Raw genomic sequence first — 22,902 nt, 5'->3', positions numbered from 1 at the left:
CGGAGAGGTGGCAGAGCTCGGTTTAATGCACCTGACTTGAAATCAGACGTAGGGTCAAACCTACCGGGGGTTCGAATCCCTCCCTCTCCGCCATATTGTGAAGTAAATAGATGCAAATCACTAGAGATGAATCTGTTTACACAAAAAGAATTGGATAGCTGGCAGAGCTCGGTTTAATGCACCTGACTTGAAATCAGACGTAGGGTCAAACCTACCGGGGGTTCGAATCCCTCGCTATCCGCCATAAAAACAAAAAAGCCTCAACGTTGTTCGTTGGGGCTTTTTTGTTTTTGCTGTGTCGGTAATGAGGGTGAGAACCTCCGCGGTTCGAACGAATGTCTGGAACATTCATTACCGCCGCAGGCGCGCGTAGCGTCAGGCACAGGGAAGTGCCTGAGTACATCCCTCGCTCTGTTTTCAATGTCACTAGATAGTTAAATCAAAAACTGTATCTGTAGGCTTTTCTGTTTTCGCTGTGTCGATAATGAGGGTGAGAACCCCCGCGGTTCGAACGAATGTCTGGAACATTCATTGCCGCCACAGGCGCGCGTAGCGTCAGGCACAGGGAAGTGCTTGAGTACACTCCTCGCACTGTTTTAATGTCACTAGATAGTTAATCAAAAACTGTATCCGTAGGCTTTTCTGTTTTCGCCGAGTCGGTAGTGAGGGTGAAAATCCACGCTGTTCGAACAAATGTCTGGGTTACGCTTCGGGCTTTGTCTCAGTGATAGATAATCAAACCCCCACTCATATTCGTTAATTCTAATGTGAATTAATGAGTGCGCACATATTAAAGTGCAATGGTGTAAGTCTTCGTTATTTCATTCCGCGCAACCGAAGAGCACCCAGTGACCCTCGCTTAACCATATGAGCCAGAGTAACAGCGATACCTCCAAGCAATATGACGCTTGCTTAAAGGTACAAACTAACATTGTAGTTGGCTGACCAAAACACTAATAGCCCTATACAGCTCGGCGCTATGATGCGCGCGGTCCCATAAGCTAAATAAACTTCGTTGGGTTAGAGGGAGAAGCGTCCGAGAGCGTGAAAGGCTTATTCGTATGCGTCGGCGCAGATCTTGGGTACACCATCATCGGTGATGGAATAGTCGTAAATAGCCGATATGAGTCATCATAAAGCATAAGCCTAGTTATAGGCCCACAAACAAAATTCAATATTTAACTAATATGCCTTAACTGCAATATTCAAATTGAAGATGCAAGATTAATAGCAAATTTATCCAATACTTAGAACAGGATGAGTGGCAACTTAGCTTGCATTTTAAGCAATTTGGGGTTTGTTAGGTTGTGAAAATGAGCAAAAAGTTTACGTAAATAGATAAATTAGTACGCTTGACAAAATATAACCGTGACTTTGTAGGGTTATTTACTTTATGCTCTTTGCCTAACGGTAATATCAGTTTAGTTAATATATGAAACACAAAAACGAAGTAGGCAGTTTGGCTAATCGCCTTGCCGACATAGCAGATATGCCAAGTAAATGCCGGTGCGGGGGCACACCTACAGCGCCCGCTAAGGTCCCTGATTGTGAAAACCGATGGATTATTCGATGCTCTGTCGCCACCTGTTTGGCAAGAAATACGGGGCAGGGTTTGAAAGATACCATTCTAGGTTGGAACCGATTAAGCACACACTTTTACCGATAAGTACAAAATTCACACAGTTTTATAAAATAAACACGTCTTGTGAGTGAATACAAGGTAATTGAGGGCTGAAATATTTTCTAATTTGTGTGATATTGAACGCCTTAATCGAGAAAAATAACACTCCTCTAGGAGCACTTGTTTGATAAAAATATTGTTGGTTGATGACCATGAGTTGGTCAGAACCGGTATAAGACGTATTTTGGAAGATGTACAAGGTTTTGTCGTAGTTGGAGAAGCTACAACGGGTGAAGAGGCAGTCAAATTCTGCCGTAAAAATGCACCCGATTTGGTATTAATGGATATGAGTATGCCTGGCATTGGTGGATTGGAAGCGACCAAGCAAATCTTGCGTTTTAGTGAAAATACACGTGTTATCGTGTTATCGGTTCACAAAGAAAACCCCATTCCTGCGAAAGTGATGCGTATGGGAGCATTTGGTTATTTAACGAAAGACTCAGATCCTAAAGAGATGGAGTTGGCTATTCGTAAAGTAGCCGCTGGGCAAAAGTACGTTTCCCCTGATATCGCCCAGCAAATTGCAATAGGTGCGCTAGATTTCAGTGACGGCAACCCGTTTGAGTCTCTGTCAGAGCGCGAATTAGAGATCACGCTTATGCTGACCAAGGGTTCAAAAGTCCCAGACATTGCCAAGTTTTTAAATATCAGTGCGAAAACAGTGAACACCCATCGTTATCGTATGTTTGAAAAGCTCAATGTCAGTACGGATGTTGAGCTGACTCATTTGGCACTGCGCCATAAGTTGATTAATTCAGAAAATTTGTAATTCATGAGTGACACTATCGAGTTTGATTCTAAAGCGTTTCTCAAGGATCTCACTAACCAACCGGGCGTTTACCGCATGTACAATCACAAGCAGGATGTGATTTACGTGGGGAAAGCTAAAAATCTCAAAAATCGCGTATCTAGCTATTTTCGTAGCCAAGTTGATAGCATCAAGACTCAGTCTTTGGTGAAGCAAATTGCACACATGGATGTCACTGTCGTGCACAGTGAAGCGGAAGCTTTCATTCTTGAGAACAATTTAATCAAGAAATATAAGCCCCGCTATAACGTGCTGCTGCGTGATGACAAGTCTTATCCGTTTATCTTTTTATCAGACCACCAACATCCCCGCTTAGCCAATCATCGTGGCCCTAAAAAGCGCAAAGGTGAGTACTTTGGTCCGTATCCAAGTGCTTGGGCCGTGCGCGAAAGTTTGCGCACAATGCAGCGAATTTTTCCTATTCGCCAATGCGAAGACAGCTATTATCGGGCGCGTTCAAGACCCTGCTTACAATATCAACTGCAACGTTGCGCCGGACCATGTGTTGAAGGGCTAGTGAGTGATGAGGACTACCAAGCGCAAGTAGATTTAGCGCGCATGTTTCTTAAAGGTAAGAACAAGCAGGTAATTGACTCTTTGGTGCTGCATATGGAGCGCGCAAGCACGGATTTGCGCTTTGAAGCTGCAGCGCGCTATCGCGATCAGATTAGTGCGCTAAATAAAGTGCAAGAGCAACAGTGGGTCAGTGGTAACCAAGAAGAAATGGACGTGTTTGGTTTTGCTTACCGTAATGGCATTGCCAGTATTCAAGGCCTGTTTATTCGCGACAATAAACTGTTAGGCAGCAAAAGCTTCTACCCCAAAGTGCCTGCTGAGGCTACTGACGAGGAAGTGTTTCAGTCTTTTATCCTACAGTTTTACTTAGCAGGCAACAAAGTTATCCCTAAGCAAATTGTTACGCCACTGGAATTAAACGAACAGGGCGCAATAGAAGAGTTATTGACCAAAGAAGCAGGGCGTCGTATTCAGTTTTATCGCGGTGCCAGAGATGAAAAGCGCCGCTATTTAGATTTAGCCAATACCAATGCCGAAAATGCATTGATTGCGAAGCAGGGCCAGCAAAAATCGGTATTTGCACGCTACACCGAATTAGAAAAAATACTTGAGTTTGAGCAACCCATTCAGCGCATGGAGTGTTTTGATATCAGTCACACTTCGGGTCAGTTAACGGTGGCCTCATGCGTGGTATTCAATCGTGAGGGGCCGTTTAAAGCAGATTATCGCCGTTTTAATATTGAAGGCATTACCCCAGGGGATGACTATGCCGCTATGGCGCAAGCGTTAGCAAGGCGATATCGCGATGTAAAAGACGACAGTAAAATACCGGATATCCTATTCATCGATGGCGGTAAAGGTCAATTGACCCAAGCTGAGGACTACTTTGAAGATTGGAAACACGAGAAGAAACCTTTACTGATAGGTGTCGCGAAAGGCAGTAGCCGTAAGGCAGGATTGGAAACGCTTATTTTGGCTGGCAACCATGCTACTATCCCGTTATCTGGTGACTCCATCGCGCTGCATCTTATTCAGCATATTCGTGACGAGTCTCATCGATTTGCGATTACCGGGCACAGAGCGCGGCGTCAAAAGGACAAAAAGACCTCGAAGTTGGAATCCATTCCAGGCGTGGGGGCAAAGCGTCGTCAAAGTTTGTTGAAATATATGGGCGGTTTGCAGGGGATCTTGCAAGCCAGTCGCAGTGAAATCGCCAATGTGCCAGGGATCAGCGCAGAACTAGCGGATACGATTTATGACCATATCCACAATTAATAACAGCGCGTGGTTAACACGCAGCAGGTAGGGCAGCCTACCGAATCAATAACGAGGACTCACCGCTCCATGTGGACTATCCCTAATATCATCACAGTGCTCCGGGTTTTACTGATACCGATTTTTGTCGCTGTGTATTTTCTTGATTGGCAGTGGGCGCATCAAGCCGCTGCATTTGTTTTTTGGTTCGCAGCCATCACCGATTGGTTTGACGGCTACTTAGCCCGTAAATTGCAACAGTCTACTGCATTTGGTGCGTTTTTAGATCCAGTGGCTGACAAGCTCATTGTCGCAACGGCCCTCGTGTTAATTACCCACACCTACGCCACCATCTGGATAACCATTCCAGCGATTTTACTATTAGCCCGAGAAATATATATTTCAGCACTACGCGAATGGATGGGCCAAAAAGGGATGCAAGATACCGTCAAAGTTTCGTTTATGGGTAAAGCGAAAACGATGGCACAAATGTTAGCCCTGATAGGTTTACTCTCGGAATTGCAGTATTTTATGGGAATTCCCATTTATTGGGTCACCCTAGGTTACATATTATTGTACTTCGCGGCGGTTTTATCTTTCTGGTCGATGATTTCTTACACACTTGCAGCATGGCCTTCACTATCAAAATCAGAGAAGAAATAGGCTTATTTGCGTTAAATTGGTGGAAAAAAAAGCGCATTAGTCAAAAATCAAGCAGTCAGTCATAAAATGTTATTTTTGTTGTTGACAGTCTTGATAGTGAATGTAGAATGCAGCCCAGATTTAGAGAGCAGCACACAACTCGATAAGTAAACAAGTCACCGTTACTTAACCAGTTAGCTTTTTAAAGCAGGTGCGGGAATAGCTCAGTGGTAGAGCACAACCTTGCCAAGGTTGGGGTCGCGAGTTCGAATCTCGTTTCCCGCTCCAAATTAAAGTAGCAAGTAGTAGAAAGGTTTTACTACTGGTAGCTTGATACGAATTTCGTTTCTAGCTCCAAATGTGGCGGAATGGCAGAATGGCTATGCAGCGGATTGCAAATCCGTGGATCTCGGTTCGACTCCGGGTTCCGCCTCCATATACGCTTTAGCAATACCAGCTTGTTTTCATTAACAAGTATCCCCCCGATGCCCGGGTGGTGAAATTGGTAGACACAAGGGATTTAAAATCCCTCGTTCGTAAGGACGTGCCGGTTCAAGTCCGGCCCCGGGCACCATTTATATTTTCGTACCTATCCAAATACATTATTTTGTTTCAGAAATCGATAATGGTCTGATTTAAACCACGATTTTCGCGATGTGGCATCTAGTCTAGTTCAAATACCAAATACCAAATACGACAAAATACGCCTCTTTCTGTATCGTGCATCAATTTCCAAAAAATCTTGTGATGAAAGTGAATAAAGCTATTAATCCATTTTGTATTGCTTTCGATTCTTCGTTTAGCGTAGCGACGTTTGAGCATCTCATCCTTTACTCTATTTTCAAACACCAACTTAGCCGTTGCGCCTCATCCATAAATGTTAATGCATACAAGTTTGGGTTTATTTTCGGATAACAGCGAGCTCTAGGCATTTTTCTGTGTTTCCAAAAGTGAACAATATAAAATAGAAAAAATTTAGCCTGTACAACGAGTTAAAACGAAATATGGGGGAAGGCGGGTGAATTTCGTGCTTAATACGTGGATGCAGTCACGGAGACTTTCCGGAGATTAATATTGTTATTTGGTAATACGATGACTTGCATCACTAATGTAATATTAACTACCTCTATACACGACGGCGCTTGGATGAATAGCGATTACGGAAGTGTCGATATATTAAATGACTACTTATATAACCGATACCAAGGTTCCCGGTTTAATTGTGTGGCCGAGCACTCTGGGGGGAATAAGCCTATGAGTTGTGACATTTTTATTGCCGCTATAGATTATTTAGATGTTGAAGCGTTTATTGCATTATTTTATCAGGTTTCTTGGGATAGACCTGAAGAAGCCCAGCTATTGATCAGAACCGAAGGGCAAGTCACATTTACTGCTTATCAGGCAAAAATATAACAAACAAAAATTGGAGCCAAAAACACGCCGACATCGTCGTTTTTTAGCCCAAGCATTTATGACACCACATTACTGCGTTAATGATGGATGTCATCTTATTCGCTTAGGAGGGTATTGCTTATGAACGTTTGCCAAAATTCATTGAGTGACTCAATTGACGACTTTTCAGATCTTTTTTCAGGTCAAAAAGATAATGGCTGCCTAGGATAATCCCTTCTCTGATCGGCAGTAATGAGTGATCAAGGCACGACGGTAAAAAGGTAAAATAACTGCGATTAATTTGTTTTAGTACTCTCGTCCTTTATACATCTGTGATTCGATAATCAATGTCTATACTGAGCATTGATAGATAAAAGCTATCTCCAATTGCCGTTGATATACTTTGAAAAATAGTTAGTCTGTAGTTGTGATATTATCACATAGTGAGATTTTACAGTGAATAAGCGCTTTGCTAAGTAACGATGGATGTTTTACACATGCAAGGTTATTGAAATAAAGTATGAATAAGCGGTTATTCTAGCCATTGAGGTTGTCCGAAGGTTTACCCTAAGTATTAAGTCCCCAGAAGACAACGTCCTTACAGGAGAAAGTGTACATTATGTTTACTAAAGAAATGGTACATACAGCGCTACAAACGTGGTGCGACAACGTAGTAAAAGTTGGCAAAGTTCATTCTGAAGGAGGCGACGTTCAAGCGTTTTCTCTGCAGGTACTATCTGAAAGTTACGATTACGATAATGGCCATGTGTTGTTTAAACCAACACTTACGTTTGGTCAACAGACATTTCGTCCCACGAAAGAAGGTGCACTTTCTTATTTTGTAGGCGGAAATAGTGAGTTCCCCGATGATAAAGGATTCAAGCTTAAGCCATGGGTAAAAGTTTGGTTCAGTAAAGAGGATTTTATTCTGCACAGTGATTTAGCCATTGTGCAATGTAACGTGCATTTTATCGGTGAAGACGACAGTCATATTTTTGTGAACAAGAGCTTTGTATTCAAAGTATGTGACGATGGCAAGGTACGCATTATTTTGCATCAATCATCATTGCCGTATCAGCCTTAATATTGGCTACGTGTTTTAGTATTTAACGACAGGAGCTGTTGCTCTAACAACGGCTCTTTTTTATAGGCCTAAAGATACAAACACATTACCAGGCCTGTAAGGTCTCAGGGTAAAAATCTGGCTAGATGTGGGCGTATTAGAGTCGCCACAAAACATCATTCACAGGCTCGCAAGCATCGCCAAAAGTCAAAGCGCTGCACTCGTGTGTTGTTTACAGCGCACTGGACTCAAATCAACTAGATTTGCGCATTTCCAAAAAGTATAAATTGGAGTCACCCGATGCTGCAAAGTGCACAGTAAAGCTCAGCTGCTGCTTCGCTTAACGTTGCCAAGATGAAAGTGTTAAATGCATAAAACAGTTATTGCAGTGCAGCTCCTGTGCAGTTTGAATATACTGTTCTCCATCAATCTGATATCAAAAGGGCGTTTGAATTCCATGGCTAACCAACCTATCGCTGATGTGCCTAAAAGTGTATACACACTTGAAGATTTGGCGTCTTTAAGTGATTACTCCTTACTTAATACGCTTAACTGTGATCCCGATGCCACCGTAACGGGCGATGATTACGCACCAAGACAAGTGTTTTCTGGGCATTATGTGCCCGTTAAACCGACACCTATTGCTAACCCGATATACGTTGCCCATAGCGAAACATTCTTTGCTGAATTAGGGTTTGATGACAACCTAGTGCACACAGAGGATTTTGCTAGTTTATTTACCGGCGATATATCGAATGTTCCATCCCCTATGCGCCGAGTTGGGTGGGCCACAGGTTACGCGCTGTCTATTTACGGTACCGAATATGTTCAACAATGCCCATTTGGAACGGGCAATGGTTACGGCGATGGCCGAGCGGTTTCTGTGCTTGAAGCTGTGATCAACAAAAAGCGTTGGGAGATGCAGTTAAAAGGTGGGGGCCCCACACCTTACTGTCGTGGCGGAGATGGCAGAGCCGTGTTGCGCTCAAGTGTCAGGGAGTTTTTAGTTCAAGAGCATATGCATGGATTGGGTGTGCCAACCTCTCGATCCTTATGTTTGTTTGTGTCGCAATCAGAACAGGTGAGACGTCCTTGGTATTCTGAAGGCTCTTATGCCACAAACCCAGATATGAACGTATCTAACCCTGTGGCGATTTCAACGCGTGTCGCCCCTTCGTTTTTAAGAGTGGGTCAACTTGAACTCTTTGCTCGTCGCGCTCGCGTTAATCAACATCCCAACGCGCTAAAAGAGCTAGAGATGATCGTGTTGCATTTGATTACGCGCGAATATCAAAATGAGATTGATCACGAACTCGTCATTTCACAGAAGGTCGTACAATTAGCCCTCGCATTCCGTGACCGATTAACCACGTTGATTAGCCACTGGCTACGCGTGGGTTACTGCCAAGGCAACTTTAACAGTGACAACTGTGCTTGTGGTGGTTATACGCTCGATTACGGTCCATTTGGTTTTATTGAGCTTTTTGATCCTTATTACCAACCATGGACGGGCGGGGGACAACACTTTTCGTTCTTCAACCAAGGGGCGGCAGCAGAAACAAATTTCGACATGTTTTGTAAAGCCTTACAACCTCTGCTCTCGGAAGCGCCCGAAGCGCTTGAGGAATTGAATCAGATAAACCTTGGGTTCGCTTCAGTCATGCAAGCAAAAATGGAAACAATGTGGGCATCAAAACTTGGCTTGGCATCTTTTGACGCTCAGCTGTTTAATCAACTGATCACGTTAATGGTACAAACCTCTGTCGACTACACCATTTTCTTTCGTGAACTGTCCAAAATCCCAGATGATATTGCAGGTTTAAGCAAAAGCTTCTACAACGCGCCAACAGGCGAGTTGTCTGAGCAATGGGCTTTGTGGCTGCAAACTTGGCTAAGTGTCGTAAAGGTTGATCAGGACATTCAAAAAGCTGCGCAAATGATGCAGCAAGTTAATCCTAAATATACTTGGCGAGAATGGTTAGTTGTGCCAGCTTACCAGCAAGCGGGAAAAGGTGACTTCGAACTTGTTCGTGAGTTGCAACAGGTTTTAACGCAGCCCTTTGATGAGCAGTCGAGCGAGATTGAAAATAAGTACTACAGCTTAAAACCTCAGGCGTTTTTTGATGCCGGTGGCGTGTCGCACTATAGTTGTTCTTCCTAAATTCAAATAAGCTCGTTGACTCTCCCTGACACCAGGACAGCACGACAAAATCTTTATCACGCTGTGTGTCGTGCAGTGTTTTTCGCTGTCGAAATAGATAGCGAGCATAAATATCTTCATATGCTTTAGCGGGGAGTATATGAAGATATAGCGTGAAAATTGATTTAATTACGTTAATGCATACCCACTCAAACAACCTATACCTACTTAATACTCTTTTGTTTTGGCTTCGCCTAAAAATAACAGTAAGTAAGTCAGGCCGATAATGCCAAACAATGCGCAGCCTGATAATAAGAACGGGTCAATCACGATGTTTTCTTTAAACTCGAATGTTCCTGCTGATATTTTCTTCCAGCCCATAAAATGTTGGCTCGCTGCAACGCTTGCGCCAAAAAAGCCAATCACCAAGCCAATGAATTTAGTTATCCAATGGCCGGTGGCGGGGGATACTAATATAAGTCCTAAAATACCGATCACGGTGCGTTGTGCTCGGCAATAAGGGCAAACGTAGACCATGCCGGTGAGGTCCGTCGACCATGCCACTAATGAGATAACAATAGCGACCAACCCCACTATCTTAACGTGCACCAAATAGGTGTTTAATTGTAATAGCTTCATGTGTTTATATCCTTGTTCAGAGCGATATTTGGCAGCGTTTGTCGAGTTAAGAATAGCCGTAAGCTCATCGCACCACGGCACTTCTGTGTGGCTGACAAATCTGTCCCTGCTAAATAACCACGCGGGTGAAGTTCGTAATTGAGTAATGTACTCTCTGTTACCTGCTATCGCGTATGCCATTAATCAATTACAGCACATAAAAATGGTGCGCTGCCACACCTGGTAAATCCAAACTAAGGCCAAAGAGTGAAAGATTGATTGATAACACTATGACTTTGGCTCTGGCTAAATTAGGATTTGGTGTGCGAGATGTGGCAATACCAGCACCCATGCCCGGCTGTGTTATTAAAAAGGGGGTTAACACCGTAGCGGTACCAATCATAACTGCAGGCCCAATGGTTGGACTCTGTATTCATGGATTTAGGTAAATAATTAATATAGATGCGTAACCTGTGCCAATACGCAATGGGCAGTCATTCAATCAACCAATCATTAACCTCCATGGGTGACTGCCTGCAAAATGCCGCAGCTTGCACTGCGCCGAGCCAAGCCGCTTAAAATGTCCGAGGTTTCCCCTTTAAAGGGGTTAGCCACTGCTAGCACAATTAAAAATCAACTCTCGAATTACGATAAAGAAATCGCTGTGACTCACAGTCTTGCACCAAGCGAGTCAGCAGCCACCAGAACACACTGGGAACGAGCACTACTGGTCAGGTATTAACGAAGTAAACGCTGTTGCTTAATAACCCCAAGGTGCATCGGGCTGAGGGATTGGCTTGGTTAAATCAAAATCCACTCTAAACTCTCTGCCTTCACGGATTAATCGATATGAAAAGACATTCGGATAAATAAAGATTTGCCATGTGTTGGTGATAGATTGCGCTAAACCTTGCTCAGCGAATAGCATTTTAGAATATTCATCCGCAGGGAAGGATTGAATCTGTTTATAACCAGCATCACGTGTATGCCCTCCATACATGGTTACTGGATCATCAGTGCCGTCTTTATGGCGATGGTCGTGCTTTAGACTAAGACCACTGCCGGTTTTTTTTATGATCCAGGTACGTGACGCATTGTCGCCAACATAAAACGGAATGTGTAATTCAGATGGCGTGCACTTGCGAACAAACATCACTAATTTGGCATCAAACGCTGAACTTGGCTGATTATCAACCGCTACCTTACCCCCAAAGGCCTTGCCACAATATTGGGCAATACTGGTAAAAAAGGCATCGTGGGTAGGTATGGAAACCAACGGTGCCTCTTTAGCCAAAGTAGTGCTGCTTATCAAGGCGAACATCGATATGAAAGGCGAGATTAACCAAGGTTTTTTATTCATTTTATTCTTCTTATTATTTGTTTTATACAAAAATTGCATCGGTTCAACTTTCGCTAACTGGTCGTTTGGTCACAGGGATTAAGCGTTTTTTTTGATTTGGCGCTTAATGTTTCCGCTAAGTCTTTTAACATATTTGCTAGCATCATTTTGTGCATGGGTGAGGGGAGTTTACCTTCCAAAAGCAAACAGTCCCCTCGAATACTGAGGGTTGCATCTGGCGCTAATCCCGAGAGTATTCTTTTAGGCTGAGCTAATTCGGCGCTAAAATCAAATTCTCCTGAGCTTACCTCAGTTTCTTTCGCGCTGGTAACTTGCGTTAGGTTACAGGGCTCATAGCGCTTACCAAATTCCTGGTTAGCATCCTCTGCCAGCGATTTAAGCAAGGTATCAACTTGCTGTTGCTCAGAAGTGGACGTTAACGCCCCCGAGGCAGAATAGCATTGACCATCAATAGCGAGCTTAATGTTGGTTAAGCCCAGCTCAGCGAGTCTCATTAACCCTGCTCTTAACATCATGCCTTGCGCCATTCCTCCCATTACTGTGAGCTGTTCATCTTTCCCCAGCGCCGAGAACGCTTCGTCATCATCAGCACCATTTTTTTGCGCATTTATGGCCGGTAGGTATTGGCTGAACATACGGTTGAAATCACTTGGGTTTGCTTTCATCCATGCGACAGCTCTATTGTCATCACTTCCGCTCTTTTGTTTGACCATTCGCACTTGTGTAGGCCCAACATCGCCATCGGCAATAAATCCATCCATCACTATACCTTCGGTCACGTCACCGTCATTCGGGCCATGTATTTTGAATGTTCCGTGAGAGGTTTTTGCAGATGGTATTGATTGCCATAATCTGACCTCGTCGCCGTCAACCACGGCAACACCAATATTACTTCGCGGGCTAGTAGGAAATTCCACTGTGTAGTCGTAATGCGTCGTATCGTCGGAAGAAGTGAAGGTAAGGCGGATATTATCCGGAATATTTGGTGCCCTTGCAGCCCATATTCCGTCAAGCGTGTAAGGGGCATCGATTGATGGAAGTAACCCCCAAGGAAGGCTGCGACTGGTCACAACTTCTTTAATTTTAGCGAGTGAAATGACACCGGTTTGGTGTGATGAATGGGTCGCTATTAAGCCAATGATGCCACGTTTACCTATTAATGGTGCTCCAGAGGTACCGACGTCCAATTCAAGCCCTACGGCAGATACATCGTAGAGGCTATTGGCGGATGTATTAACACGTTCAATTTGGCCAAATTGCTCTCCCACGTGCCAATCAGCTGCTTTACCAATATAAGTGACCTTACTTTGCGGGCTAATAGCAGTGATATCAGCCGCAGCGTATAGCCAAGGGGCGCGACGCGGCATGGCAATTTTCAACACCGCTAAGTCGAGCCCTTTTGAGTCCCCAGCAACGACTTGAGCAGTGTGTACCGTGTTTCCATCCCTGAAAAAGCGCACCGTTAATGCCTTTAATTTGTCTCCTGGATTTGCGCCCTCTATGACATGGTTCGCTGTCACCAAATAAAGGTATTCGTCTCGTTCACCTATGACCCATGCAAAGCCTTGTTGGTTAGTATTTGTCATTTTGGCGTTAACAGATACGACATTATGGCGTAACGATTGAGCTCTTTCTCGTAACGTTATATCCGCATGTGATGCCGCCGCATTCAATACGAGTACGAGCGCTATCCATTTTATTATCTTTTTCATTGTTTAACCCTTATTACGGCAAAACCTGTTGCCAGTAGTACACCCAAAATCGACCCAATGATGCTCACCGCAGGTATGCCTATGAGATAAGCGAGTAATTTCGGGGTTTGCTCCTGCGTAAACGCTTGGCTTCCCACTCGCAACGATTTGACCATTCCTTGATACCAAATTTGTAAACGTTGGGGATCGGAAACGCTCTCTTGCATTGGCATTTCTATCCCCATCGCTCCCTCAATACTTTTGACATGAATACATTCTCCCTTATGTAGGTTTGATGCAGCATGACTGCCCCTTAACTGATATTCGCCCGATGTCGCAGTACAGCGTCCCCCATTTCTTTTTGAGTCTTCAAGGGTATATTTTGAAAAAGAAAACTGACTCGCCTCTAGGCCCGCAAGACTCACTAAATCACGGGTATGCAGTCGAATGCGTGGGGTTTGCCCTAGTGGTGCGCTGACTAATGTTCTGCGGGGCAATATACAGTTATCTTCCATAGGGCAGGTCAGTGGTTGTCTCACCAATGGCGCTTTATCACCCATCACGAACCGTGTTTCTCCTGCATGTTTGAATTCTGCACGCACGACTAACTCATCAGAGACCGCGGGAGAACTGGGGGTCATAATAAATATCAGAACACGTTCCTGTTCATCCCATTCGATCCATAGCTTTGTACCTGCGGGCATGAATAAAGATTCAAGTGAGGCGGTGCTCAGTGAAGTAATCTGCAAGACATCAGAGTCTAGGGGCTGGGTAAGTTCTGGTCTTTGCGGGGAGTCGATTTGCGTGAACTGCGACAACAAAATAGGATTCTTATCCATTGTCCTTAGCGTACCTGACCAGTCGAAGTCTTTTGACAACGTGATTTCAACTGATGTCGATTGCACTTTAATATGACCAGGTGTAGGTAAGCCCGGTATAAATGCCGCAATGGCTAATATCCCAATAGTAACAATGACCACCATGCCATATGCGCCCATTTTTATACTTCTTTGCAGTTCTAGCACGGTTGAAAGGTTGTCTAGTTGGCGTAACGTTTCAGACACAGGTGCCGACGGATCCTTACCCAAACGCAGAGTCACACTTTCGAGTAATGCTTTCTCTTTCTCTTTTATACGCTCGCTAGCCTTGCTAAGTTGCTTCCTACGTTCTCGGCGGCGATTGAAGCTGGATGACTTAAATAGCTGTTTTACACTTTTTACTAGTTTAAACATTGCGACCCTTTGAAACGATCTGTAGCTGAGCGTATTTATCGTTTTAATGATTGATAGACTAGAGCGCTGGGCGCGGCAATGCGATATTGAATATTTGTATAATCCATTCATTGCTTGTCATTGGTTTTGCTGCTACTTCCAGCTTAATAATTTGAGGAAGTGTCGATGGCCATGTAATTAAAATAGGGATTGGGGCACCGACAGCGTAGCTTTTTGATTCATTTACGTACTCGTCAGAAACACCCTCACCCAGAAGTCGCCAGGCAATTTTTTTAATCGGCACGCCCGCTCTTACAATAACTTGAGTATCAAACGCTGCGGCTGTTTTGGCGGGTGAGTTTGCGATTTTGGCATCCACAGGTATATAGACCATTCCTTTATCGGTTTCTTGCCAGCCATAAATCCCTAATTCCTGAGCGTCGAGTTTAATTGTGCTCAGCACCTCGTTTACCGGCCATGAAATGGTAGCGCTAGCACCGAAGGTCGTATCCATGCGGTAATACAAGCGCGGCTTTAACGCTAACCCTCTTATGCTGATTGACGATGTGCTCATTTGTTGCGTCAGGTTCGGCTGCATTATCTGGATGACGTCGTCCTTAGAAAAATGCTCTATCAGAGGGGCGTTAAGCATCGAAACAAGCTCAAAATCTGCGGACACCGGGGACTCGTAAAGCCCTTCGCAAATGCCACTTCTGTCCCTGTAGCCATTAGACCCAGAATCCGCTCTCTTTAATAACTGCGTGTCACATGTGCTTGAGAGCGCCAAAGTAGATGAAAAATACGATGGCATTAATAGCAGGAATAGGCGTAAATAACGTAAAGAAGAAAGGCGAGAATAGCGTTTATTTAGTGACGTTTGGCTCAGTAAAACTGATGTGTTTTTCATTGCTCTTATGCTCCCTGCATAGTAAGCGGTATGAAACCATGATCCTTATCACTGCAAGAACATCCGAATCCGGTACGCGAAGTGCGTTATAGTTTTACCTTAGTCGTTCGCTGTGGGTCAATGCTAATTGTGTAAAAAATAAACACGTTTAGTTCGTGGAACGTTCCTAGTAGTACTTTGATAACCTTAATAAATACGTATTAACCTGCTGCGAACATAAACGCTATGCGTGTTTCCATGGCTTTTCTGGTTCTCCTAGCGCGTAATTCAATTCGTGCTAACCCCTTCCGCATTTTCTGGTATCTTAATGTTGTCATTGCTTGGAGCGTTTATGAATAAATTACTGTTGGTTATCTCTGGGGCGCTGCTCGTCAGTGCTTGCACCAGCGTGCCAGACAAGAGTGCCTTGGCTCCCTTGGATTTAACGGCAGATAAAGCTGCAGTAGATGAATATTGGTTTGCTTATCGTAAAGTCACGCCTGTGTATCCAACGCTGGCAAAACAACAGAAATTATCAGGTTGCGTTGAGTTTTCTTTGCTTATTGATGCAAATGGCCGGGCGGTCGCGCCTACCATCGTTAAATCTTTCCCAAAAGGGGTATTTGATGAGCAGGCAACGATTGCCATTGAAAAATGGGTATGGGTACCAACTCAGACTAATACCGAACGCCAGCCCGTAATGCTCACCTTTCAACATGATTTCGTTGTTAGGCAATCCTCGAATAGCAAAGCGGCTTACGATGCGTGTAAAATCTAACGTGTAGGCTTAGTTAAGCGCGGCTCGGCTAGATTGGCGTTGGCGCGCCTATTAGATAGCCAAGTTAGAATAATCACCGCACTTGTTGTCGGTTTAGCCTCCGTTTTTCGTCGGTGTTTCATCCGCTATTTATCTTCTGTTACTGATTTATATTTAACCTAAGGGATCCCAATTTATGTCATTTGAGGCATTAGGCTTGCGTGATGAGCTCATTCACGCCATTGCTACACAAGGTTACTCGGTCGCCACAGATATTCAACGTGAAGCGATACCCCTTGTATTAGCCCAGCATGACCTGTTAGCCATAGCCCAAACCGGTACAGGGAAAACGGCGGCGTTTACCTTGCCCTTGTTGCAACGTTTAGCCGCGAAACAAAGCATCAAAGTACAGGGTGTGCGAAGCTTGATTGTTACCCCAACTCGGGAATTAGCAGCGCAAGTAGCCATAAGTGTTGAAATTTACAGTACTCAGTTGAATATTCGCAGCTTTGCGGTTTACGGCGGCGTTAGAATCGAGCCGCAAATAGCGCAATTGCAAGAGGGCGTAGACGTGCTGATCGCAACCCCTGGCCGTTTACTTGATTTGTATGAACAGCGGGCTGTGCACTTTGAAAATCTAGAGATATTCGTGCTGGATGAAGCTGATCGTATGCTGGATTTAGGCTTTATTGACGACGTAAAGCGCATTCAATCGCTGTTGCCAGTTAAGCGCCAAACGCTGTTGTTTTCAGCGACCTTTTCAAAGGAAATTAAACGCTTCGCGAGGGAAATGCTAAATGCTCCAAAGACGATTGAAGTCAGCGCAGTCAATAGTACGGTGGATTTGGTTGCGCAAACATTCCACCCGATAGAGCAGGCGCGAAAAAGCGCCGCGCTTATCCACCTTATTCGAGAGCACAGATGGTCGCAAACACTAGTGTTTATCCGCACTAAGCGAACGGCTGACGCACTAGTGACTGAACTTGAAGATGCTGGTATTGCTGCTGCATCTATTCACGCCAACCGAACACAACATGCACGTACCCAAGCCTTAAATGCCTTTAAGGCCGGTGAAATACAGGTTTTGGTTGCCACCGATATCGCAGCTAGGGGCATTGATGTTAGCCAGTTACCCTGCGTTGTTAATTATGACCTGCCGTACGTACCTGAGGATTACGTGCATCGTATTGGGCGAACAGGACGAGCAGGAAATACAGGGACGGCGATTTCTCTTTTCAGCCCAGATGAGATCTCGCAGCTTCAATCCCTTGAGCGCTATTTAGATCAGCATCTAAAGCCTTCTACTTTGGTTGGTTTTGCGCCAAAAGACCAAGTGACAAAGTCATGGTCAGCCAACAAAGCCAACACACGCGTTAACAGCGCTGAAAAACCCACCTCAAGGAATATGGAAAATACGAAACATGTGAAGGGCAAACTCCCTGCAGCCAAGTTAAACATTGATGATGAAGATGATGAACTGTATGGGAATTTCGAAGCTGACCCGCATACTTCGAGTTCACGAAAACAGCACAAAGGTAGTGCAGGGGGAGCCAAACGAAGTCGCAGAAAATAGTAGGTGCTGCTAACGCATCTCTTTACGGTAGTTTTTTGCGCACTCGTTAAGGCCTAGCAAACAAGCTGTGAAAGGTCGTTTTATACCGATTTGACACAGTTATTGAGTGCACCGGGCATATTGTCTACAATGGCGCACTTTTTTAGAATCTAGGTCATTTTTATGAACGACACCACTACCTTACCACCGTTACCCGATCATCTTTCAAGCAACCCTCGTAGCCGCTACTATGTGGAAGAAGTGTTTGAGCACAACATTGGAATTCGCTTGAATGGTAAAGAGCGCACCAACGTAGAAGAGTACTGTATCAGCGAAGGTTGGGTAAAAATTCCTTCACCTAAAGCGTTAGATCGCCGCGGCCAACCGCTATTGATAACCTTAAAAGGAACGGTTGAAGCTTTTTACGCTTAATCGTTCGCTGTACTTCCGTCGCGCGAGGAAAAGCCGCGGTAGACAACACCCTTATAGACGTGGCGAAGATAATAATGCGCATATGAGAAAATACTGTGCGGTGTCTGTGGCAATGTGTCGCCTTTTCTAACGCTACGTTTTCATAGGCGACGTGCTTTTCATACGCTACGCACTTTTCATACGCTACGGGCTTCAGAGCACTACACTGGTCGGCGAACTTGATCGTTTCGCGTGCGTAGCAGACTATTTGCGAAGAAAAGCGCCCTTATCACGGCGCAGCTATAAGCTAATACCGCCCGCAATTTACCATTTGACTCGGTTAGATAAACAACATGATTACAATGATTATTACCCTAGTTGGCTTACTAATATTTATTGTTGGGGCGGTGTTACTACTACTTGAAGCGTTCAACCAGAGTACGTTTTGGGGACTCGCGTGTTTATTTATTCAACCTGTATGCTTGGTGTTCATCGTGCTTTATTGGCGTGTGGCAAAACTGTCTTTTTATACTCAGGTGGCCGGGCTCGGTATGTTACTCATTGGTCTTAACTTACACGATTATTTTAATCCACCCTAAGCAACTTCATTCACTTTTAACGCTTTATTGCATCCAAAGCTCAATCGTTCATAAAAGCATATTCATAGCATAATCTTCCATACTTCCTTGTCTTTTTTTTATCTTCCCCAACTGTTATGTTAATTGAGATATTTTTCACGCTATTCACTCAATAACGTACAGCTCTATCATCAGGTGGTGAATATGAAGATTGCGGTAACAGCGGCGAGTGGCCAATCGGGCTGGGCGATCGTCAATACCCTTGTCAAACAAGTTGGTGCAGCAAATGTAGTCGCTTTAGCTAGAACGCCGGAAAAGGCCAGCGCCCTTGGGGTTGAAGTGCGCCCTGGTGATTACAATAAGTTACCTGAGTTGGAACGCTCATTAATGGGTGTCGACACCTTATTGTTAGTCTCTGGGATGGATGCGCCCGACAAACGAATCGTGCAACATCGCAACGTTATTAATGCAGCTAAAAACAGCGGTGTTTGCAAAATCGTCTATACCAGTGTGCAAGGAGCGCAGCAAGGCACCGCTTTCTCACCCGTCATTCAAAGTAATAGGCAAACAGAAGAAGACGTAAAATCCAGCGGTTTAGAGTGGGTCATTGGGAGAAACGGTATCTATATTGAGCCAGATATTGAATACATCGCAAGCTATAAAAAGGCTGGAAAGGTGACCAATTGCGCTGGGAAAGGGCGCTGTGCGTATACATGTCGGGGGGAGTTAGCATACGCGTATGCAAAAATGCTGACTGAAGATAAGCATAATGGCCATACCTATAATTTACATGGTGAATTGTTAACCCAGCAGCAACTAGTTGAGCATCTAAACAAAGCATTTGACCTTAACCTTCACTATGTCCCATTGACCTTTGAAGAATACCAAGCAGACCGCGTGGCTGAACTAGGGGATTTCATTGGTACCGTGATTGCGGGAATTTACCAAGGTATTGCGATAGGAGCGCTAGAAAACGAAAGTCACTATCAGCAGGCTTGCGGTAGGGCGCACCAATCCTGGCAAGACTATTTTCTAGCCTCCGTTAGTGGCTAGGCGTAGCGGCTTTGCTCTTTTTCATCGAGTTTAATGAAATTTTCATGAAGTCAGATAATACTGGCTCAGTAAAATAGACCATAAGAAAGCATATGATATGACGGTTGCATCGCACATTTTAGATTTATCAAACATTCCACTGATTACTCGCTTTCATGCTCGTCGCCAGTACAGTCTCGATTTGGCCAAGTCACTAACCAGTGAGGACATGCAGCTGCAGTCTATGCCAGATGCCAGCCCTACCAAGTGGCACTTAGCGCATACGACCTGGTTTTTCGAACAGTTTATTCTGCATGCTTTTATTGCGCGTTATCAATCTCCTCAACCGCAATTTAATTATTTGTTTAATTCCTATTACGAGCAAAAAGGCGAGCGTTACCCCCGTGCTCAAAGGGGGATGATCAGTCGCCCTTCGATAGAAGAGGTATACGCGTATCGTCAGCAGGTTGATGCCGCCATCGAACAGTTACTAACCCAAAACAGCGATGCTGAGTTACTTTCGCTTATAGAGCTGGGCATGAACCACGAGATGCAGCACCAAGAATTATTGTTAACTGATATTTTGCATGCCCTTTCACTGAACCCTCTTTACCCTGCTGCTTTCGCCCTTAACGCTCAACCAGAGCGAGCGTCGGCTGAGTTGTCATTATCTGAGCACTTCATCACCTTCGAGGCTGGGCTACATGAATTCGGTGTTGATCCACAAACTGAATTTTATTTTGATTGCGAAGGCCCAAAACATAAAGCCTATGTAGCTGCATTTTCATTAGCCAAAGGCTTAGTGACGAATGGTGACTGGTTAGCCTTTATTCACGCAGGCGGATACCAAAACCCAGTGTTGTGGTTAGCCGATGGCTGGGCGACAGCGCAGCAGCAACAATGGCAGCATCCGCTATACTGGCGAAAGCAAGAAGATCAATGGTTTCAATTCACCTTAAATGGTCTTGTGCCTTTGGATTTAACGGCGCCGGTTTGTCATATCAGCTATTACGAAGCGGACGCCTATGCTCAGTGGAGAGGGTGCCGCCTGCCTAGTGAATACGAATGGGAGTTAGCAGCACGGATGCAGCCCATTGCGGGTAACTTCTCTGAACGTCGCGTTTTTACGCCTACTGCACCCGGTAGTCCCGATGATATGCAATTACACGGCGATGTTTGGGAGTGGACACGCAGCCCATATACGCCATACCCTGGGTACAAAGTGCCTGAGGGGGCAGTAGGCGAATACAATGGTAAATTTATGTCAGGGCAATATGTCTTGCGAGGTGGCTCTTGTGTCACGCCCATTGAGCAAATGCGCGCTACCTATCGAACTTTCTTTTACCCTCATCAACGTTGGCAGTTCATGGGCCTGCGTTTAGCTAAGGATTATTAAAATGGCCTTTCCCCCCGTCGCCCGCCAGATTGATGCAGCTCATCAAACTGCGTTAAAAGAATCATCATCTGAGCAAGATAGGCTAGTTGAAGACGTTACTGCAGAAATAACGTTAGGTTTATTAGCAGAGCAAAAATCAATTTCATCAAAGTTTTTTTATGACAGCCTGGGGTCAAAGTTATTTGATCAAATCTGCGATTTACCTGAGTACTATCCTTATCGCACTGAAATGGCGATGTTGCCTAATATCGCCAAGGACTTGTCTGAGTTGATTACTCAACCAATAGAATTGATTGAATTTGGAGCCGGTAGCTTAACCAAAATTAGGATATTGCTACAAAGCGTGAATATGATCCGCTCAGTGGTGCCTATTGATATCGCTCAGGATCACCTGCAGTGCGCGGCTGATTCGTTGGCTGCTGATTACCCAGATATTAATGTATCGCCGATTTTTGCTGATTTTACCCAGCCTATATCATTAGAGAATCAAAGCGACTTTTCCAAACTCGGCTTTTTCCCTGGATCGACGATTGGTAATTTTAATCGCGAATTTGCGCTGCAGTTTTTACAGCGACTTCGCCGTTCTTTAGGGGACAGCGCAATGCTGCTAATTGGCGTTGACACCAAAAAGTCACCGCAGCAGTTACATCAAGCATACAACGACTCCGCAGGTGTTACTGCAAAGTTTAATCGTAATATTTTGCGTCATGTAAACCAGATTACTGGCAGCGATTTTAACCCCGATGCTTTTGAGCACTATTCACTATCCAACCCGCACCTAGGTCGAATTGAAATGCATCTAGTCAGTCAGTGTGAACACGTTGTACATATTCGTGACCAGCAGATTTCGTTTCACCAGGGCGAAACCATACATACTGAAAACTCTTACAAATATCGCCCTGATGAGTTTATTCATTTGGCCAGAATGGCGGGGTGGCAATTCGAAAAACAATGGTTAGCGAAAGACGATATGTTTTCAGTGTTTTTACTGCATGCAGATGGTTAAAAAATGTTATTCACACCGCACAGCCTCGGGATCACTAAAGTGAAAATACTAAACTTATTGCTCATGTTTTGTCGTACTGGTAAGTTATTGAGTTAACAGATAATACATTAAGGTTCACTGTGATTTATCTATCCTGTTTTGCCAGTTAGATTGGCGTAAAAGGCTCAGGTTTATCGGGTTAACCTCATTTGGGCCACAAGGCAATTTAAGGAGTATAGGTATGTTTAGTCACGTGATGATAGGTGTTAATGATATGGAAGCATCAAAAAAATTCTACGATGCGACCATGCAAGTTTTGGGTTACAAGCCCGGCGTAATGGATGAAAAAGGCCGTTGTTTTTACTTTGATAAAAGTGGCGTATTTGCCCTAACCAAGCCAATTGATGGCGAACCTGCATGTCACGGTAATGGTTCAACGCTCGGCTTTAAGGTTGAAAGCACAGAACAAGCTGAAGCATGGCATGCAGCAGGCATAGCCAACGGTGGTGTGGCCTGTGAAGATCCGCCTGGTGTGCGCGGCGAAGGCGAAAATCAAATGCATTTAGCCTATCTTCGAGATCCTACCGGTAACAAAATTTGTACTCTGCTGCGAGTTTAAGACTGGATTAATGAGGTTGTAAAAAACAGTGCGGTGTAAACATGGGTACTGGGCGGAACGTGCAGCATCCATGGATTGACATGACAGCGCAGTGCATCAGCAAAATAGTCATTAAAACGCTCTTTATAGAGCGTTTTTTCGTTTTTAGTTTAAAGCTGTATTTTTACTTCACTGTCATCTGAATGTACCTTTTTCGGTGTTAGGCTGTTCTGAGCGCTTTGTCCACAATGGCAAATAGCGAATGAAGAGTACGAAAGCTGAAATGAGAATGTGCTGGCGAAAATCGAAAACCGCAAGTTGCTCAACACAC

20 protein-coding genes and 5 tRNA genes are annotated in these 22,902 nt (G+C 44.5%); 19 read left to right on the top strand and 6 right to left on the bottom strand.

The window, feature by feature from the left end; genetic code table 11:
* The first annotated feature begins 1 nt into the window (after position 1).
* From AC0VYA_RS12355 to AC0VYA_RS12305, 11 genes are all read left to right on the top strand, one after another.
* Positions 2–93, top strand: a tRNA-Ser gene (locus AC0VYA_RS12355).
* Between the two features lie 59 nt (positions 94–152).
* Positions 153–244, top strand: a tRNA-Ser gene (locus tag AC0VYA_RS12350).
* Between the two features lie 1,561 nt (positions 245–1,805).
* On the top strand, positions 1,806–2,450 hold the full coding sequence (uvrY, locus tag AC0VYA_RS12345) for a UvrY/SirA/GacA family response regulator transcription factor (protein ID WP_006991167.1): 645 nt from the start codon (positions 1,806–1,808) through the stop codon (positions 2,448–2,450).
* A gap of 3 nt (positions 2,451–2,453) precedes the next feature.
* Complete coding sequence (uvrC, locus tag AC0VYA_RS12340) at positions 2,454–4,280, top strand: excinuclease ABC subunit UvrC (protein WP_475488449.1); 1,827 nt, start codon at positions 2,454–2,456, stop codon at positions 4,278–4,280.
* 69 nt (positions 4,281–4,349) lie between these two features.
* On the top strand, positions 4,350–4,922 hold the full coding sequence (gene pgsA, locus AC0VYA_RS12335) for a CDP-diacylglycerol--glycerol-3-phosphate 3-phosphatidyltransferase (RefSeq protein ID WP_011575238.1): 573 nt from the start codon (positions 4,350–4,352) through the stop codon (positions 4,920–4,922).
* 192 nt (positions 4,923–5,114) lie between these two features.
* Positions 5,115–5,189: transfer RNA gene (locus AC0VYA_RS12330), tRNA-Gly, on the top strand.
* 74 nt (positions 5,190–5,263) lie between these two features.
* A tRNA-Cys gene (locus AC0VYA_RS12325) sits at positions 5,264–5,337 on the top strand.
* Positions 5,338–5,388: 51 nt separating this feature from the next.
* Positions 5,389–5,475, top strand: a tRNA-Leu gene (locus AC0VYA_RS12320).
* A gap of 572 nt (positions 5,476–6,047) precedes the next feature.
* Positions 6,048–6,314, top strand: a complete 267-nt coding sequence (locus AC0VYA_RS12315; protein ID WP_475488448.1) for a hypothetical protein — start codon at positions 6,048–6,050, stop codon at positions 6,312–6,314.
* A gap of 598 nt (positions 6,315–6,912) precedes the next feature.
* A complete protein-coding gene (locus AC0VYA_RS12310; RefSeq protein ID WP_475488447.1) occupies positions 6,913–7,377 on the top strand; it encodes a hypothetical protein in 465 nt (154 codons plus the stop codon).
* A gap of 436 nt (positions 7,378–7,813) precedes the next feature.
* Positions 7,814–9,517 (top strand): protein adenylyltransferase SelO, encoded by a 1,704-nt coding sequence (locus AC0VYA_RS12305; RefSeq protein ID WP_475491069.1) that lies wholly within the window; start codon positions 7,814–7,816, stop codon positions 9,515–9,517.
* 207 nt (positions 9,518–9,724) lie between these two features.
* Here AC0VYA_RS12305 and AC0VYA_RS12300 read toward each other — a convergent pair whose 3' ends face one another.
* From AC0VYA_RS12300 to AC0VYA_RS12275, 6 genes are all read right to left on the bottom strand, one after another.
* Positions 9,725–10,135, bottom strand: coding sequence for a disulfide bond formation protein B (locus tag AC0VYA_RS12300; RefSeq protein ID WP_475488446.1), 411 nt, complete (start codon positions 10,133–10,135; stop codon positions 9,725–9,727).
* Between the two features lie 187 nt (positions 10,136–10,322).
* The gene (locus AC0VYA_RS12295; RefSeq protein ID WP_475488445.1) at positions 10,323–10,517 is read right to left on the bottom strand and encodes a DUF2938 family protein; all 195 of its coding nucleotides are present in this window, start codon (positions 10,515–10,517) and stop codon (positions 10,323–10,325) included.
* Between the two features lie 357 nt (positions 10,518–10,874).
* A complete protein-coding gene (locus tag AC0VYA_RS12290) occupies positions 10,875–11,435 on the bottom strand; it encodes a hypothetical protein (protein WP_475491068.1) in 561 nt (186 codons plus the stop codon).
* A gap of 92 nt (positions 11,436–11,527) precedes the next feature.
* Entirely contained in the window at positions 11,528–13,186 is a 1,659-nt protein-coding gene (locus tag AC0VYA_RS12285; protein WP_475488444.1) for a S1 family peptidase, read from the bottom strand.
* Positions 13,183–14,397 carry a hypothetical protein gene (locus AC0VYA_RS12280; protein ID WP_475488443.1) on the bottom strand — a complete coding sequence of 405 codons (1,215 nt, stop codon included), beginning with the start codon at positions 14,395–14,397 and terminating at the stop codon, positions 13,183–13,185. The genes AC0VYA_RS12285 and AC0VYA_RS12280 overlap by 4 nt, the downstream gene beginning before the upstream one ends.
* A gap of 58 nt (positions 14,398–14,455) precedes the next feature.
* Positions 14,456–15,055, bottom strand: coding sequence for a hypothetical protein (locus tag AC0VYA_RS12275; protein ID WP_475488442.1), 600 nt, complete (start codon positions 15,053–15,055; stop codon positions 14,456–14,458).
* 559 nt (positions 15,056–15,614) lie between these two features.
* Here AC0VYA_RS12275 and AC0VYA_RS12270 point away from each other — a divergent pair.
* The 8 genes from AC0VYA_RS12270 (at position 15,615) to AC0VYA_RS12235 (ending at position 22,592) form a co-directional block, all read left to right on the top strand.
* A complete protein-coding gene (locus AC0VYA_RS12270) occupies positions 15,615–16,040 on the top strand; it encodes an energy transducer TonB (RefSeq protein WP_475488441.1) in 426 nt (141 codons plus the stop codon).
* Positions 16,041–16,215: 175 nt separating this feature from the next.
* Positions 16,216–17,592 carry a DEAD/DEAH box helicase gene (locus AC0VYA_RS12265; protein WP_475488440.1) on the top strand — a complete coding sequence of 459 codons (1,377 nt, stop codon included), beginning with the start codon at positions 16,216–16,218 and terminating at the stop codon, positions 17,590–17,592.
* A 162-nt stretch (positions 17,593–17,754) separates the two neighbouring features.
* Positions 17,755–18,003: a DUF3297 family protein gene (locus AC0VYA_RS12260; RefSeq protein ID WP_475488439.1), complete on the top strand. Its 249-nt coding sequence runs from the start codon at positions 17,755–17,757 to the stop codon at positions 18,001–18,003.
* Between the two features lie 332 nt (positions 18,004–18,335).
* Positions 18,336–18,581: a hypothetical protein gene (locus tag AC0VYA_RS12255; RefSeq protein WP_473481035.1), complete on the top strand. Its 246-nt coding sequence runs from the start codon at positions 18,336–18,338 to the stop codon at positions 18,579–18,581.
* A gap of 183 nt (positions 18,582–18,764) precedes the next feature.
* Positions 18,765–19,613 (top strand): SDR family oxidoreductase, encoded by an 849-nt coding sequence (locus AC0VYA_RS12250; RefSeq protein WP_475488438.1) that lies wholly within the window; start codon positions 18,765–18,767, stop codon positions 19,611–19,613.
* A 97-nt stretch (positions 19,614–19,710) separates the two neighbouring features.
* Positions 19,711–20,988, top strand: a complete 1,278-nt coding sequence (gene egtB, locus AC0VYA_RS12245; protein ID WP_475488437.1) for an ergothioneine biosynthesis protein EgtB — start codon at positions 19,711–19,713, stop codon at positions 20,986–20,988.
* Between the two features lies 1 nt (position 20,989).
* A complete protein-coding gene (gene egtD / locus AC0VYA_RS12240; protein ID WP_475488436.1) occupies positions 20,990–21,994 on the top strand; it encodes an L-histidine N(alpha)-methyltransferase in 1,005 nt (334 codons plus the stop codon).
* A gap of 220 nt (positions 21,995–22,214) precedes the next feature.
* Positions 22,215–22,592 (top strand): VOC family protein, encoded by a 378-nt coding sequence (locus AC0VYA_RS12235; RefSeq protein WP_011575223.1) that lies wholly within the window; start codon positions 22,215–22,217, stop codon positions 22,590–22,592.
* Positions 22,593–22,902: the final 310 nt, after the last annotated feature.

This window comes from Paraglaciecola sp. QJM3NY_14, assembly GCF_056173245.1.
The sequence above is the reverse complement of the archived record's forward strand: the minus strand, read 5'-3'. Positions and strand labels throughout refer to the sequence as shown.

Excerpts from the sequence above, each read along its gene's own strand:
- uvrC (WP_475488449.1), top strand. The coding sequence starts at position 2,454 with ATGAGTGACACTATCGAGTTTGATTCTAAAGCGTTTCTCAAGGATCTC.
- pgsA (WP_011575238.1), top strand. The coding sequence starts at position 4,350 with ATGTGGACTATCCCTAATATCATCACAGTGCTCCGGGTTTTACTGATA.
- AC0VYA_RS12315 (WP_475488448.1), top strand. The coding sequence starts at position 6,048 with ATGAATAGCGATTACGGAAGTGTCGATATATTAAATGACTACTTATAT.
- AC0VYA_RS12310 (WP_475488447.1), top strand. The coding sequence starts at position 6,913 with ATGTTTACTAAAGAAATGGTACATACAGCGCTACAAACGTGGTGCGAC.
- AC0VYA_RS12305 (WP_475491069.1), top strand. The coding sequence starts at position 7,814 with ATGGCTAACCAACCTATCGCTGATGTGCCTAAAAGTGTATACACACTT.
- AC0VYA_RS12300 (WP_475488446.1), bottom strand. The coding sequence starts at position 10,135 with ATGAAGCTATTACAATTAAACACCTATTTGGTGCACGTTAAGATAGTG.
- AC0VYA_RS12295 (WP_475488445.1), bottom strand. The coding sequence starts at position 10,517 with ATGATTGGTACCGCTACGGTGTTAACCCCCTTTTTAATAACACAGCCG.
- AC0VYA_RS12290 (WP_475491068.1), bottom strand. The coding sequence starts at position 11,435 with ATGTTCGCCTTGATAAGCAGCACTACTTTGGCTAAAGAGGCACCGTTG.
- AC0VYA_RS12285 (WP_475488444.1), bottom strand. The coding sequence starts at position 13,186 with ATGAAAAAGATAATAAAATGGATAGCGCTCGTACTCGTATTGAATGCG.
- AC0VYA_RS12280 (WP_475488443.1), bottom strand. The coding sequence starts at position 14,397 with ATGTTTAAACTAGTAAAAAGTGTAAAACAGCTATTTAAGTCATCCAGC.
- AC0VYA_RS12270 (WP_475488441.1), top strand. The coding sequence starts at position 15,615 with ATGAATAAATTACTGTTGGTTATCTCTGGGGCGCTGCTCGTCAGTGCT.
- AC0VYA_RS12265 (WP_475488440.1), top strand. The coding sequence starts at position 16,216 with ATGTCATTTGAGGCATTAGGCTTGCGTGATGAGCTCATTCACGCCATT.
- AC0VYA_RS12260 (WP_475488439.1), top strand. The coding sequence starts at position 17,755 with ATGAACGACACCACTACCTTACCACCGTTACCCGATCATCTTTCAAGC.
- AC0VYA_RS12255 (WP_473481035.1), top strand. The coding sequence starts at position 18,336 with ATGATTACAATGATTATTACCCTAGTTGGCTTACTAATATTTATTGTT.
- AC0VYA_RS12250 (WP_475488438.1), top strand. The coding sequence starts at position 18,765 with ATGAAGATTGCGGTAACAGCGGCGAGTGGCCAATCGGGCTGGGCGATC.
- egtB (WP_475488437.1), top strand. The coding sequence starts at position 19,711 with ATGACGGTTGCATCGCACATTTTAGATTTATCAAACATTCCACTGATT.
- egtD (WP_475488436.1), top strand. The coding sequence starts at position 20,990 with ATGGCCTTTCCCCCCGTCGCCCGCCAGATTGATGCAGCTCATCAAACT.
- AC0VYA_RS12235 (WP_011575223.1), top strand. The coding sequence starts at position 22,215 with ATGTTTAGTCACGTGATGATAGGTGTTAATGATATGGAAGCATCAAAA.